12 protein-coding genes are annotated in these 14,090 nt (G+C 69.5%); 2 read left to right on the top strand and 10 right to left on the bottom strand.

Features of this window, described 5'->3' with window-relative positions:
- Window positions 1-72 precede the first annotated feature (72 nt).
- The gene (locus tag PSH03_RS18470) at window positions 73-1,848 is read left to right on the top strand and encodes a substrate-binding and vWA domain-containing protein (RefSeq protein WP_238689885.1); all 1,776 of its coding nucleotides are present in this window, start codon (window positions 73-75) and stop codon (window positions 1,846-1,848) included.
- Window positions 1,849-1,933: 85 nt separating this feature from the next.
- Here the strand turns inward: PSH03_RS18470 and PSH03_RS18465 are convergent, their stop codons facing one another.
- The 10 genes from PSH03_RS18465 to PSH03_RS18420 form a co-directional block, all read right to left on the bottom strand.
- Window positions 1,934-2,950 (bottom strand): ABC-2 membrane transporter-related protein, encoded by a 1,017-nt coding sequence (locus tag PSH03_RS18465; protein WP_210786700.1) that lies wholly within the window; start codon window positions 2,948-2,950, stop codon window positions 1,934-1,936.
- The gene (locus tag PSH03_RS18460; RefSeq protein WP_210786702.1) at window positions 2,947-3,828 is read right to left on the bottom strand and encodes an ABC transporter ATP-binding protein; all 882 of its coding nucleotides are present in this window, start codon (window positions 3,826-3,828) and stop codon (window positions 2,947-2,949) included. Before PSH03_RS18460 ends, PSH03_RS18465 begins: the two co-directional genes overlap by 4 nt.
- Window positions 3,825-4,214: a GntR family transcriptional regulator gene (locus PSH03_RS18455; protein WP_210786704.1), complete on the bottom strand. Its 390-nt coding sequence runs from the start codon at window positions 4,212-4,214 to the stop codon at window positions 3,825-3,827. The genes PSH03_RS18460 and PSH03_RS18455 overlap by 4 nt, the downstream gene beginning before the upstream one ends.
- An 89-nt stretch (window positions 4,215-4,303) precedes the next feature.
- Entirely contained in the window at window positions 4,304-5,128 is an 825-nt protein-coding gene (iolB, locus tag PSH03_RS18450; protein WP_238690119.1) for a 5-deoxy-glucuronate isomerase, read from the bottom strand.
- A 45-nt stretch (window positions 5,129-5,173) separates the two neighbouring features.
- A complete protein-coding gene (locus PSH03_RS18445) occupies window positions 5,174-6,361 on the bottom strand; it encodes a glycoside hydrolase family 88 protein (RefSeq protein WP_238689884.1) in 1,188 nt (395 codons plus the stop codon).
- A gap of 84 nt (window positions 6,362-6,445) precedes the next feature.
- Window positions 6,446-7,123 (bottom strand): hypothetical protein, encoded by a 678-nt coding sequence (locus PSH03_RS18440; RefSeq protein WP_238689883.1) that lies wholly within the window; start codon window positions 7,121-7,123, stop codon window positions 6,446-6,448.
- A gap of 5 nt (window positions 7,124-7,128) precedes the next feature.
- Window positions 7,129-8,025 carry a carbohydrate ABC transporter permease gene (locus tag PSH03_RS18435; RefSeq protein WP_238689882.1) on the bottom strand — a complete coding sequence of 299 codons (897 nt, stop codon included), beginning with the start codon at window positions 8,023-8,025 and terminating at the stop codon, window positions 7,129-7,131.
- Window positions 8,025-8,888, bottom strand: coding sequence for a carbohydrate ABC transporter permease (locus PSH03_RS18430; protein WP_238689881.1), 864 nt, complete (start codon window positions 8,886-8,888; stop codon window positions 8,025-8,027). Before PSH03_RS18430 ends, PSH03_RS18435 begins: the two co-directional genes overlap by 1 nt.
- 116 nt (window positions 8,889-9,004) lie before the next feature.
- Window positions 9,005-10,309, bottom strand: a complete 1,305-nt coding sequence (locus PSH03_RS18425) for an ABC transporter substrate-binding protein (RefSeq protein ID WP_238689880.1) — start codon at window positions 10,307-10,309, stop codon at window positions 9,005-9,007.
- A 43-nt stretch (window positions 10,310-10,352) separates the two neighbouring features.
- On the bottom strand, window positions 10,353-12,356 hold the full coding sequence (locus tag PSH03_RS18420) for a DUF2264 domain-containing protein (protein ID WP_238689879.1): 2,004 nt from the start codon (window positions 12,354-12,356) through the stop codon (window positions 10,353-10,355).
- A 393-nt stretch (window positions 12,357-12,749) separates the two neighbouring features.
- Here PSH03_RS18420 and PSH03_RS18415 point away from each other — a divergent pair, with 393 nt between their 5' ends.
- Complete coding sequence (locus PSH03_RS18415) at window positions 12,750-13,889, top strand: substrate-binding domain-containing protein (RefSeq protein WP_238689878.1); 1,140 nt, start codon at window positions 12,750-12,752, stop codon at window positions 13,887-13,889.
- The last annotated feature ends 201 nt before the right edge of the window (window positions 13,890-14,090 follow it).

Below are 14,090 nucleotides of genomic sequence, written 5' to 3'. Positions count from 1 at the left end.
GGTCGGGTTCGCCGACTGGCGCCGCATCGATAGGTTGACTGCCACCAGCCGCCCGCCGAGGAGGACGTCCCGATGGCCCCACCCGCTACGCGTACGCGGCAGTGGTTGCCGTACACCGCCGCCGTCACCGCCGGGCTGGTGGTCATCGCCGGGGCGTTCGTGTTCGTCCGACAGCGCGAAGCGGGCACCGACTGCGCCACGATCCTCCAGGTCAACTCCTCGACGGAGAAGGCGGCTCTGCTGGTTGACCTGGCCGAGCGTTACAACCGCAGCGACCGGTCGATCAAGGACGGTGGCTGCGCCCAGGTGCACGTCAGCGCGTTGAACTCGGGCAAGGCCACCGAGGCGCTGGCTTCCGGCTGGACCCACACCGGCCTGCCGCAACCACAGGTCTGGCTGCCGACGTCGAGCCTCTGGACCGGCCAACTCCGGCTGCTCGACAAAGCCGCCGGGCGGGAGTTGCAGACTCCGGACCGCTACCCGTCGATCGCCAACAGCCCGCTGGTGATCGCGATGCCGCAGCCCAAGGCCGAACTGGTACGCAAGCGCGGATCGTTGGGCTGGGGAGAGATCCTGGGCCTGTCCGGGCGGGACGGGTGGGCGGACTTCGGCAAGCCGGAGTGGGGCCGTTTCACCTTCGGCAAGGACAACCCGAACCTGTCCACATCCGGGCTGGCGGCGACCATCGCCACCTACTACGCGGCGGTGCGACGGGCCAGCGACCTGACCCGGTCCGACCTGGCCGACCCGACGGTCACCCAGTTCGTCCGCCGGATCGAGGCCAACGTGTCGCACTACAGCGACGACTCGGTGGACCTGCTGCGCAGCCTCGCCGAGGCGGACCTGGCCGGCGGGGCAGGCAGTACCGACGACATGAGCGCCATCGTCCTTCAGGAGGAGCTGGTGGACCTCTACAACACGGGTGCGCTCAGTCCTCGGCAGGAAGGGCAGGAGCGAGGCCGCCGGCCGAACGTCCCGCTGGTCGCCGTCCATCCCAAGGAGGGCACGTTCAACCTGGACCACCCGTTCGTGGTGCTGCCCTCCGCCGATGAGCGGCAACGCGCGGCGGCGGCCGACTTCCAGAAGTTCCTGACCGAGAGTGACCAGCAGGCGAGCTTCGCCCGCCTCGGCTTCCGCGACCATGAGCGCCGCGCCTCGGCGGAGTTGCTCGCCAGCGTCGGCGCCGAGCCCACCGGCGGGCTGAACTACTTCGAGCCACCAGACCCGCAGGTGGTCAGCGCGATGCTGGACGGCTGGCGCACCCTGCGCAAGAAGGCCAACATCCTGATCGCCCTGGACACCTCGGGGTCGATGGAGGCGATGGTCGGCACCCGTACCCGTTTCCAGGTGGCCGCGGCGGCGGCGGGCAAGGGCCTCGCCCTGCTCAACACCGAAGACCGGGTGGGTCTCTGGTCGTTCTCCTCGGAGACGCAGCAGCGGCCGAAGAGCCCCTGGCGGGAGGAGGTCCCGCTCGGCGGGTTCGACCAGAAGCGGATCAACAGCAAGATCGCCGGCCTGCAGGTCGCTGGCGATACCGCGCTCTACGCGACGGTCCGGGCCGCACACCGGGAACTGCTCGACCGGTACGACCCGCAGCGGATCAACGCGATCGTCGTGCTGACCGACGGCAAGAACGAGTACAGCAAGGACAACGACCTGGCCCGGTTGCTCGCCGAGGTCGCCCTGGACCCGCAGCGTCCGGTGAAGGTGTTCTGCATCGCCCTCGACCGGGAGTCGGACTTCGCCACCCTGGACCGGATCGCCAAGGCATCGTCGGGCAAGGCCTTCGACGCCACCGACCCCACCAAGATCGACGAGGCGTTCGTGAAGCTGGTCAGCAGCTTCTGACCCTCCCCCGAGCCCGCTGGCCGGTAGCTACGGGCCGACAGGCAGGTGGGGCCAGGCGCTCCGCCTGCCCCCACCGGCTCTGCTGTCAGACGAGTCGGCGGCGAACCCACCAGAGACAGAACAGGGACAGCACGACGGTCAACGCGATCAGCACGCCGAACTCCCGCCATTGCAGGCCCCAGAACTTCGAGCCGGGCACGTAGCTCACCTTCAGGCTGAGGTTCTGCTCGCCCAGCCATCTCTGGCACGCCTCGCGCCCGCCGAGCGCCCTCGGTCCGCACCGGGTCAAATCGGCCGGACCAGTGAACTCCGCTCCGGTCGAGGTGATCGTGGTGCTCGACACCACCCAGTCACCCCTGCGGTCGGGCTCGACGTGGACCGTCATCCGCCCGGTGTCGGGGCTCATCGAGATCCCGAAGTCGCCGTCGAACGTCAGAGGGGTGACAGTGGTGATCGGCTGGGCCAGCCAGGGGCGTACCACGAACGGCGCGGCGATCTGGAGGCTGACCACCACCAGCAGGGTCACCGCCATCGCGCCCAGGGTCCGCCGCAGCAGCAGCCCGGTGGCGACACCCACAACGAAGGCCAGCGTCGCGTAGCCAACCGGGACGACCCCTCGGGCCGCGAACACCAGCGGGTTCATCCGGTCCGCCGAGGCCCCGTCGATCGGCTGCGCCCACTCGGTCAGCACCAGGCTGAGCAGGCCGGCACCGAGCGCGGCGGCGCCGCCCCCGACCGCCAGCTTGACCACCAGCCAGCGGCCGCGGCTGACGGACTGGCTGAAAACCATGCGGTACGTGCCGGACTCCAGCTCCCGGGCCACCAGCGGCGCGCCCCAGAAGATGCCCACCAGGGCAGGCAGCAGGTAGAGCGCCCCGATGGCGGCGATGTGGAACTCACTCGCCCATCCCGGTTGCAGCGCCTGGAGGAACGTCTCGGCGGCGGCACGACAGGCATCGCCCTGGCAGCCGGTGTATCCGGTCTGCGTGGCCAACTCGGTCACCTCCGACCAGGTCAGCGCCAGACCGCCCAGCAGCGCCAGCAACAGGGTGCCGGTGGCCAGGGCCGGGGTGCGGAACTGCCGCCAGGTCATCCAGATCATCGCTGCCCCTCCAGAACCCGGCCCGTACCGTCGCCGGTGGCACCGCTCATGTACGCCAGCACGATGTCCTCCAGGTCCAGCCGGTCGACCTGCCAGGACGGGTCGACGATCGGCGCGGTGCTGCGCACCACAAGGGTCGACTGCACCTCGGTGTGACTCTGCTCGACCAAGGCTCGCCCGACGCCCAGCTCTGTGGTGTCGCGCCGCCGGCCGACCAGGCGGTGGTGGGTGGCGAGCAGGTCGTCCACGTCGCCGGCCACCCGCACCCGGGAGGCGACAAGCACGATCAGGTGGTCGCAGACCCGTTCCAGGTCGGCGACCAGGTGCGAGGACATCACGATGCTCATGCCCTGCTCTGCGGTCAGCTCCATCAGCCCCTGCAGGAAGTTGCGCCGGGCGAGCGGGTCGAGTGCCGCCACCGGCTCGTCGAGCAGCAGCAGATTGGGCCGCTTCGCCGCGGCGACGGTCAGGGCCAGTTGGGCGCGCTGGCCGCCGGAGAGCTTGCCCGCCTTCTGTTTCGGGTCCAGGCCGACCTGGGCGATGCGCCGCTCGGCGAGCGCAGCGTCCCAGGACGGGTTGAGGTGCGCGCCCATCCGCAGGTGGTCGGCGACGGTCAGGCCGGCATAGACCGGGGTGTCCTGCGCGACGAACCCGACCTGCGGCGACCCGCTGACCGGCCGCGCGCCGAGCACCTCGATCCGCCCCGCGGTCGGATCGAGCAGCCCACAGGCCAGTTGCAGCAGCGTGGACTTACCGGCGCCGTTCGGCCCGACCAGACCCACGACATGGCCGGCCGGAATGTCCAGAGTGCAGTCATTCAGTGCGGAGCGCCGCCCGTACCGCTTGGTCAGACCGTCCGCAATCAGGGCGCTAGTCATCCTCGGGCCTCCGAAAATGTCCGAAAGCTGCTGAGGAAGAGCGCCTCGATGCTCTCGTCGTCCAGGCCCGCCTCCCGTGCCTCGGTCAGCCAGCGGGCCAGGCCCTGCCGCAGTGGCTCGTGCTTGCTCAGCGAGTCGCCGACCAGCGTGCGGGTGACGAACGTGCCCAGCCCGGGCCGGGCGGTGACCAGGCCCTCGTACTCCAACTCGCGGTACGCCTTGGACACCGTGTTCGGGTTGATAGCGACCCGGGCCACCACCTCCTTCACTGTGGGCAGCTTGTCGCCCTCGTTCAGAACGCCGAGCCGGAGCGCGTGCCGTACCTGTCGGATGAGCTGCATGTACGGCGCTACCCCGGACCGTGCGTCCAGGTGAAACTCGATCACCTCGCCACCCCATTCCACTAGTTGCCTAGCACAATAGGGGCATGGAGGGTCTGTCCGCTAGCTCGTTGCGATGGGTCCCACCGGCGTGACTACAGGCCGAGGCTCCGCAGGGACGGTACGGTCTGGCCCACCCAGGCGAGATCGGCGTCCTCGCGAGCACCCTGGGTGCGTTGCGTGCCGGCCAGGAACCACAGGAAATAGGTGGTGTAGCCGGGTGCGCTGACCACTGTGTGGTACCCCTCGGGCATCATCTGCATCACGTGGTCACGGATGGTGACGTTCTCCTCGTACCCGTCGTCGGTGTAGACCCGGCTGATGCCGAACCCGTTCGCCGGGTTGACGCGGTAGTAGTACATCTCCTCGTGTGCGGCCTCGGCGGGCAGGTCGTCGACCTTGTGCCGGTGCGGTGGGTAGGTGCTCCAGTTGCCCGACGGCGTGTAGGTCTCGCCGACGATGAGCCGGCGGGCCGGCAGGTCCGGCTGGGAGACTTCGGTGAGGATCTGGTGGTAGGTGCGGCCAAAGTTTGCCGCTCCCCAGCGGCCGCCCACGACCTGCTCCGGTGCGATGACATAGGGGTCTGTGGCCAACTCGCTGGGTGCGCTGGGTAGGGCAATCTCCACGGCGGTGACGGCCTCGACGGTCACCGAGGAGCCGGCCGGGATGTAGACGGAGTGCGGCTTGCCGGAGAAGACGTCCGGACGCTGGCCGACCTGCGGGAAGTGGCGGCCGGCAACGGTGAAGCTGGCCGTACCACCGAGGATGACGGCCAGGATCTCCCGGTCACCGGACTCGCCGGTCCAGGATTCGCCGGCCGACAGCCGCAGCAGGGTGAAGTCCAGCAGCCGGCAGGGATTGAAGGGCAGCGTGTTGCGGCCGTCGACGGCGGGAACAGAGCAGTGGTAGCGGTAGTCCATGGTCACCTTTCGGGATGCGGGGCGGAGCGGGTCGGTGCGTGGCGGTCACCAGGGGCTGGTCCAGCCCGCAATGGTGGCGCGGGTGAGGGCTTCCAGGTAGAAGTAGTCGCCCCACAGGGTTCCCTCGTCGACGCCGACGCTCTTGGGTTTGTCGTAGACGCCGTGCAGGATCAGCGCGTTCGAGACCGGATGGCCGCCGGTGGAGTAGTGGCCGATGAGCGAGCGCAGGATCTCGGCGGCGGCTTTCCGGTACCGGTCGGCGCTGACCGTGTCGTCGGTAAGGCCGTCTGCCAGTTCCACCAGGCCGCAGGCGGCGATGGCCGCCGCCGAGCTGTCCCGCTCCTGGCCGCTGCCGTCGCCGAACTCCAGATCCCAGTACGCGACGTGGTCGTCGGGCAGGTGGGCGAGGAAGCGGTCGGCGCAGGTCCTCGCGGCGGCGAGCAACGCCGGGTCGCCGAGGTGCCGGTGGTTGAGGCTGAACCCGTAGATGCCCCATGCCTGCCCGCGCGCCCAGCAGGAGTGGTCGGAGTGGCCCTGTTCGGTTTCGCCGCGTAGCGGCGCGCCGCTGGCCGGGTCCCAGTAGAAGGTGTGGAAAGTGGTGCCGTCGGGACGCAGGATGTGCTGGCGCAGCTGAGCGGTGTGCCGGCGGGCCGCGGCGGCGTAGCGGTCGTCGCCGGTGCTCTGGCTGGCCCAGAAGAGCAGCGGCGTGTTCATGAGGCTGTCGATGATCGTGCGCCCGCGTTGGCGGGGGTCGTTCAGGTCGCCCCAGGCCTGGATGATTCCGGCGGGTTCGAGGACGCGCGTCATCAGGTGGTCGGCGGCGGCGAGAGCCGCGTCTCGGGCCTTTGGGTCGCCGGTACGGCGGGCCGGGGTGACGCAGGCGAGGGTGTAGAGGAACCCGAGGTCGTGGGTGTCCAGGTCGATGCCGTGGGTCATCCGGGCCGCGAAGCTGTCCACGTGGGAGAGCGCTGCCCGCAGGTGGCGCTCGTCGCCGGTCAGGTCATGTGCCAACCAGAGCATGCCGGGCCAGAAGCTGGTGGTCCAGCCGACGTTGGCGCCCTCCGGCTGGTCTCCGCTCGGTGGCCGGAGCGGGTAGCGGTTGGCGTCGGTGGTGTCCGCGGGGTACCGGTCGCCGAAGGTGGCGATGTTCGCGTCGACGGTACGTATCGCGGCTGCCACCGCGGCCGCCGTGGCTTCTGCGTCGGAGTTGGGACGGACGTCGGTCGCCGTCATGGATGCTGTTCTCCCTCGTGGGTCCGGTCCGGTGCCGGGCAGGTGTGTCGTCGGCGTCCCGGCTCGGTGGCCGGAACGTGGCGCTCAGGTGGTCTGGGGTGCTGTCGTCGGTGGGTCGAGGGCGGCGCGCAGGGTGAAGCGGCTGTTGGCCCATACGACGTAGAGCAGTGGCGCGGCGGCGAGGCCGAGCGCGATCGCGGGGCGGGCCGCCAGGAGCTGGGCGAGCAGCACGAGGACGAGCAGAGACACGGCGGTGAGGTACCAGCGGCGCACCGCCAGGTACACGCAGGCACGGGCCACCTCACGCAACCGCGCGGTGGGTCGGTCGGCGAGGGTCACCAGCCCGAGCAGCGTGGTCGCGACGGTGAGGACGATCAGGGTCGCCAGCACCGGCAGGGCGAGTGCCCCGACCCGGTGGCCCCACGCGGCGCGGGCGTCGACGGCGAGCACCACCAGAGCGGCCGTGGCTGCCACCGTCCAGAGCATCGCCGGTCGGGCGGTGGCTCGCCAGGCGCGGCAGTAGGTGCGCAGCACGCCGCCGGTGTCGCCGGCAGAGTAGGCGGACATGACCGCGAAGACCGCACAGAGCCCGGGCGCGCAGAGCGGGGCGGTCAGCGCGTACAGCGGCCAGGAGCGCGCCGCCTCGGTGGTGAACGCGAGCGTCACCAGTGGCAGGCAACCGAGCACCAGCAGCAGGTTGGTGACGAGCGCGACGTAGAACCCGTCGAAGACGGCGGTGATGGTGTTGTGGCGCGAACGCATGGGCCTCAACCCTTCAGTCCGGTCGAGGCGATGCCCTCGATGAAGTAGCGCTGGCCGAGCAGGAAGATGACGGCGACCGGCAGCACTGACAGCACCGAGCCCGTCATGATCAGCGCGTACTCGGCGTTGTACTGGGAGACGAAGGTGTTCAGCCCCAACTGGATGGTGCGCAGCTCCGGACTCCGCAGGTAGACAAGCGGGCCGAGGTAGTCGTTCCAGGTGGTCACGAACGTCAGCAGGGCCAGGCTGGCCAGTGCCGGCCGGGACAGCGGCAGCATGATTCGTCGGTAGATGCCGAACTCGCTGAGCCCGTCCACCCGAGCTGCCTCGCTGAGCTCCTCGGGAATCGTCTCGTAGAACTGCTTCATCAGGAACACGCCGAACGCGCCGAACGCCTGCAGCGCGACGATCGACCACAGCGTGTTCGACAACTGCAGCTTCGACATGAGGATGAACTGCGGAATCATGTACGACTGCCACGGCACCGCGATCGTCCCGACGTACGCCAGGAAGAGCGCGTTGCGGCCGGGAAAGCGGACCCGGGCGAAGCCGTAGGCGGCGAAGCTGCCGGTCGCCACCTGGAGGAGGCTGACGACCACCGACAGCAGCAGTGTGTTCCCCAACCACGTCGTCATGTCCGAGCGCTGCCAGATGTCGAGGTAGTTTCGCCACACCACGGGATCGGGGAGCCAGGTGATCGGGATGGTGAAGACGTCGCTGTTGGTCTTCAACGACGCCACCACCATCCAGTAGAACGGCAGCAGCAGCCCCGCCGCCGCGAGCACGAGGGCGGCGTACCCGACAAGTCGCCAACCCCGGGACCGGACCGGTCGGCCGGGCGCGGTGCGGTTGCCGGGCGCGGCGACGGCCGGGGCGGGCAGGGAGAGGTCGGTAGCGGTCATCAGCTGTTCCTCCGCTTGTTGACCATGAACTGGATGACCGTGATGCTGAAGCAGATGGCGAACAGGACGACGGAGACCGCCGAGGCATAGCCGAACTGGTTCTCCTCGAAGCCCTTCTGGTAGATGTACTGCGAGAGCACCAGTGTCGACTGGCCCGGTCCGCCGCCGGTCATCACGAGGATGAGGTCGAAGACCTTGAAGCTCTCGATGGTGAGCAGCACTGTGACGAAGAAGGTGGTGTGCCGTAACCCGGGGAGGGTCACGTGCACGAACCGCTGCCACGGTGTGGCGCCGTCGGTCTCGGCCGCCTCGTAGAGCTGGGCCGGGATGGTCTGCAGGCCGGCCAGGAACAGCAGCATGTAGTAACCCATGTACCGCCAGGTGCCGACGATGATGACGGCCGGCATCGACCAGGTCGACGATGTGGTCCAGCCCGGCGCGTCGGCCACCCCGACGGCGCCGAGGAGAGCGTTGATCGGGCCGTACTCCGGGCTGAACAGCTGGTTCCAGACGATCGCGATCGCCACGATCGAGGTGATGTAGGGGAAGAACGCGACGGTGCGGAAGAACCGCACTCCGCGCAGTTTGCGGTTGAGCAGCAGCGCCAGCCCGAGTGACGCCGCGAGGGTCAGCGGGATGTGGAAGACGGTGTAGTAGACGGTGTTGCGCAGTGCGGTCCAGAAGCTCGCGTCGCCCCACATTCGCCGGAAGTTGGCGGTGCCGGTCCACTCGGCCACCCCGAAGACGTTCCAGTTGGTGAAGGCCACGTAGAACAGCACGACCACGGGTAGCAGGGTGAGCACGGCGAAGCCGACGAAGTTGGGCAGGATGAACGACCAGCCGGCGACCGTGTTGCGCGACACCAGCCGCCGGTTCCTGGGTCTCGTGCGCGGCAATGTTGCCATAGGGAGTCTCCGGGAGCGTTCGGCATGGTGGCGGGACCGGCGTGCGGTTCAGGCGCGCCGGACCCGCCATCAGCTCACTGGTTGAGGACCTCGTTCTTGGCGCGGGCCTGCGCCTTGCTCAGCTCCGCGTCGACGCCCTTGCTGTCGGAGAGGATCGCCGAGTGCGTCTCGTTGAGGAGGTTCTGCAGGCCGGCGGTGTGCTTCGACACCGGGTTCTCCGGCTTGATGGTGTGCTTGGCGTAGGCGAACTTCGACAGGTCGTCCTGCGGTACGCCGTCCAGCCCGAACAGCGTCGCGGTGACCGCGTCGGTGACCTGGGCCGGGGTGATGCCGATCCCGGAAAGCGCCTTGCCGGCATCCGGGCCGGCCGCGTACTGGAGGAATGCCTTCGCCGCGGCGGTCTTGGACTTGCTGATCTTCGGATTGATTCCCAAGCCGGTCGGGTCACCGAAGGTGACAGGTGTGGCGGAGGTGCCGGTGGTGGACTTGTCGAACTGCGGCGCCGGGGCGATCCCCCACTGGAACTTGTCGGCGTCACCGCTCTGTCGCTGGTTGAGCAGCGTGGCCACGTACCAGGTGCCCATCAGCAGCATCGCCGACTGCTGCTTGCCGAACTGCGCCTGGTAGGTGAGTTTGTTGGTCTTCGCGGTGCCGAAGGTCGGCTGCGCGCCGGCCGCCTGCAGGTCCAGTGACCGCTCGTAGTACGGCTTCAGGTAGCCGAAGTCCCCGGAGAGCAGGTCCGCGTTGGGGGTCTGGGCGAGCGCGAATCCCTGGACTGTCGACTGGAAGGTGTGCTGGTACGCGCCGGTCGCGTTCGAACCGGCCCCCTTCAGCCCGGTGTGCAGTCGCTTCGTCGCGTCGGTGTAGTCGTCCCAGGTCCAACTGCCGTCCGGCGGTGCCACCTTCGCCTTCGCGAACAGGTCCTTGTTGTAGAACAACACCCACGAGTCCTGTCGGTACGGCACCGCGTACGCCTTGCCGTCCACCTGGTACGACGCGAGCGCCGGGCTCGAGCCGAGACCGGAGGTGGCGTCGGAGACGTCGAGCAGCTGACCACCGCTCTGGTACGTGTAGAAGTTCTTGAGGTTCTTCATGACGTAGACGTCCGGGGCGGTGCCGGCGGCCAGGTCCGTGATCATCTGGGTGTCGTAGTCGTTGCCCGGGGCGTACTCCTTGAGCTCCACCGTCACGTTCGGGTGGGTCGCCTTGAAGCCGTCGGCGAGCGTCTTGAACTCGGGCGTGGACGACAGGCTCCAGCCGGCCAGGGTGATGGTCACCGGGGCATTGGGGTCGACCGGCTCGTCTCCGCCGCCGCAACCGGCGAGAACAAGCGTCAGGGCCGTCGCAGCGCTGATGACGGCCGGTATCGCACGCTTCATCCCTTTCTCCTTCAGGTCAAGGGGCCCGGACGGGCCCGCACTGCTACCAGGACGCCTGGGTGGGCCTGGCATGCTCCGTGTCCAGGCGGGTCGACGTACTGATCCCGTCGGGCCAGTCGACAGCCAGGTGGAGGCCCCGGCCGTCCTCGTCGACCACGGCCTGGCATGCCTGCCCGGCCGTGGCCACCGGCACCCTGGACAGGTCGGTTAAGGTGGCAGCCCATGCGCCCAGCCGGACGGGGTGGTCCAGCCAAGGCACGACCAGCCCGCCCGCCAGGGGCCCGCCGTGCGGAACGGCGGTGACGCCGGCCGTGCCGCCACCCTGAAGGCTTTCGAGCCGGCTGGTCAGGTCGGCCGCGGTCACGACCGCCACACCGCCGCCGGCGGTGGCCGTCGCATCCCCGGCAATGGCCCAGCCGCCGATCCGTAGCCTCAGCGCAGCCGCCTCCATGCCGTCGGCGAGGTCGTCGACGCGGGTCAGACGTAGCTCCCAGGGGCTGCGGACCAGCGAATACACAGTCAGGTGCCCGGCCGGTCGAAACCGGCCCACCCGGCCGCCGCCGTGATCGCGCTGACCCGGATCCGGGTCGACCCAGTGGGCGAGGGCACGTGACCCGGCCACGCCCACGCCGTCGGCGTCGACGTGAACGGTCAGCAGGCGCATGCCGGCGCGGTGGGTGACCCGGCCCGCGTCGTCGACGAGAGTGACGGACTGGTCGAGCGGACTGGCCCAGCCGCTGTCGTCGAGGACCGGAGTGGTGGCGGTGGAGTAGCCCAGCCGGGCGTAGAGCGGGGAATCTGAGACGGTGGCACCCTCGACGGCGTGGTCGGTGCCGTGGTTGACGACGCGGACGATGCCGTCGGCACGGGTGCTGGAGACCAGCCAGCCTGGCGCGTGTATCGCCCGCACCGCATCGCGCTCGTCCACCGGCAACGACTCCTCGGGAGTCGTCCAGATCGGATGGTCGGCGGGTAGCGCGATGCCGAGCAGGCCCTTGCTGGCCCAGTACGGCGAGCCCGGCCCGGAGTACGACTGCGCCAGTCGCGGCCACGGCCCGTGCCAGCCGAGGCTGAGCAGGCCGCGTTCGTCCAGGGCGCCGTTGGCGACGAAGTGACGCACGATGCGGGTGGCCGCGCCGCGCAACCGGCCGAGGCTGACCGAGGGCACGCCGGCGATGGCGCCAACCCAGAAGGGTGCCGCGGCGGCGAAGCGGTAGGTCAGGCTTCGCCCTTGGATCAACGGTGATCCGTCGGCGCCCACGAGCGCGACCGCGTCGCTCAGGAAGCGGTCCAGGCCGGCCAGGTCCCGATCGCGGCGCTGCTCGGCCAGGTCCGCCGCGCCGGCCATCCGGGCCCACAGAGTCGGGTAGAGGTGCAGGGCCCAGCCCACGTAGTGGTCGTAGGCACGGTGCGGCCCGTCGGACATCCAGCCGTCCTCGCGGACGAAGCCGTCGTGCGTGGTCAGGTCCTCGTTCATCTCGTCGAGCGAGTGCGGCCCGCCCACCGAACGCAGGAACGTCTGTACGACCAGCCGGAACCAGACCCAGTTGATCCGTGGGTACGTGTCGTCGCCGACCGCCGGGCGCAGGTAGTCCACCACCCGCTCGCGCACCACTGACGGCAGTCGGTCCCAGATCCACGGGCGGGTCATGTCCAGGACCAGCGCGATGGAGGCGGCCTCCACCTTCGCCTGGGGGTGCTCGTCCAAGCGCACCCAACGGTCTGGAGAGCTCGGGTCGGTGCCAGCGGTGATGCCTGCCGTGTACCGGTCCACGAGTTCGTCCAAGCCCACTCCTCTGGCACCCGCGATGCGGAAACCAGCCAGCAGGAAGGTGCGGGCGAAACCCTCCAGTCCGTCGACGGCCCGCCCGTAACCGCCCTCCGGCCCGGGGAAGGTGACGAGGGCGTGTCCGGGCGACGCGAACGGCCGGGCGGCGGTGAGCATCCGGTCGGCGAGGGCCAACCAGTCATCCCGGCTCCAGGTCGCGGCGGTAGCGACATCCGAGTCGGTCGCCGGCGCCACCTGGCCCGTCGTCCCGGACGTCATCCGTGGTCCTGTCGCATCGATCCGTCTCCGTCGACTGTGGCGAGCGGGGCGTTGCCCATGAATGTGACGAGCAGGCATCCGCAGGGTTTCCGAAGTAAAACGCTCACAAAGGAGCAAGTCAATGCCGTTCCCAAACCGATGTGGACACAGCCGATCAAGAGCGTGCACAACACCGCCTTGACGCGCCAAGCGCTCTGATACGATCACAATCGTTCACAACCGCTCTACCGTCAGAGAAGTCATGACCGACCCGGCGGAGCACGACTCCTATGCTCTTCGTCGGATGGGGAGATCAGCCGATCCGGCTCGCGATCGACGCGTTCGGCCCGGCCGGCGAGGTCGTCCGCACCAGGCAAGAGCTTTCACCGCACGAAGCGTTCCTCGGAGGTCCCCATGACCAAGGACAGCCCCGTCGTCGTCACGGCGGAGGCCCCCCGAGGGCCGCTTCAGGTCGCCCGCCGCCAGCAACTGTTGGCAGCCCTGCAACGCGACGGCTCGATGCGCATCTCTGACCTGTCCCACGTGCTTGGCGCCGCGCCGGTCACCATCCGGCGCGACATTGCGGAGCTCGCCGCCGAAGGCTTGGTTCGCCGGGTTCACGGTGGGGTCGCCCTGATCCTGCCGGACGACGTCCCGGCAGCCGACGAGCCGCCCGCCGCTGGTCGGGACCCGCTGGTCGGGCGCACCCTCGGCATGCTCGTGCCCTCCTTGGACTACTACTGGCCGGACGTGGCTCGCGGTGTCGAGGGGGCCGCCCGCGAGCTGGACATGCGAGTGGTTTTGCGCGGCTCGTCCTACGACAGTGAGGACGACCAGCCCCAACTGGCCCGCATGGTGGGGCGGATGGGCGTCGACGCGCTGATCATCGCGCCGAGCATGGACACACCGACCGCCGAGCGCACCATCGAGTGGCTCGACGACGTCGGCGTCCCGGTCGTCCTGCTGGAACGCACCGCCACGGTAGGCAGCCACCACGCCGTCATGGAATCGGTGGTCACCGACCACGCGCTCGGTGCGGCCATGGCGGTGCGCCACCTCACCTCGCTGGGACACCGCAAGGTCGGCTTGGTGCTCGACGCCAACAGCCCCACCAGCCAGCACGTACGGCGCGGCTGGCTCGACGCCACGTCCGAGTGCGGCCTCGACTCGGACGCGACGGTGGTGGCTGTGGTACCCGACGCACGGTCATCCGAGCGAGACACCGTGCTCAACGGCATCCTCGACCAGTGCCAGGCGACCGGGACGACGGCGCTGCTGGTGCACGCCGACGCCGAAGCGATCGCGCTGGTGCAGCACTGCGAGGAGCGGCACCTGACCGTACCCGGCGATCTCTCCATAGTGGCGTACGACGACGAGGTAGCCGGGCTCTTCAGCCCGCCGCTGACAGCGGTCCGACCGCCGCGACGCTCGATCGGACGAGCCGCCGTGCGTCTTGTCGCCGACCGGCTCGCCGACCCCGACCGTCCCACCCACCGGATCGTCATCAGCCCGTCGCTGCGGATCCGGGGGTCGACCGCGCCGCCACCCGCGTAGGCGGTCTTCCCGCATCCTGCCGACGAGCGCGCCCCCACCGGGATGCGGTTACGTGAGCACATCGCTACCATGGGTCAGCAACCCAGAGGGAAGGGGTCGTGCCCGCGTGCGAAGTCCCGTCAGCGGAACCGCGTCGGCGTCTGCGCCGGACCGGTCCGCGCCGCTTGCGGCCGGACGGCTGCGCAGGCTCACCCGGCGGAT

Source organism: Micromonospora salmantinae, from assembly GCF_022230905.1.
Classification (GTDB): Bacteria; Actinomycetota; Actinomycetes; order Mycobacteriales; family Micromonosporaceae; genus Micromonospora; species Micromonospora salmantinae.
Note: the sequence above shows the minus strand (reverse complement) of the source record. Positions and strands in the feature narration are given on the sequence as shown.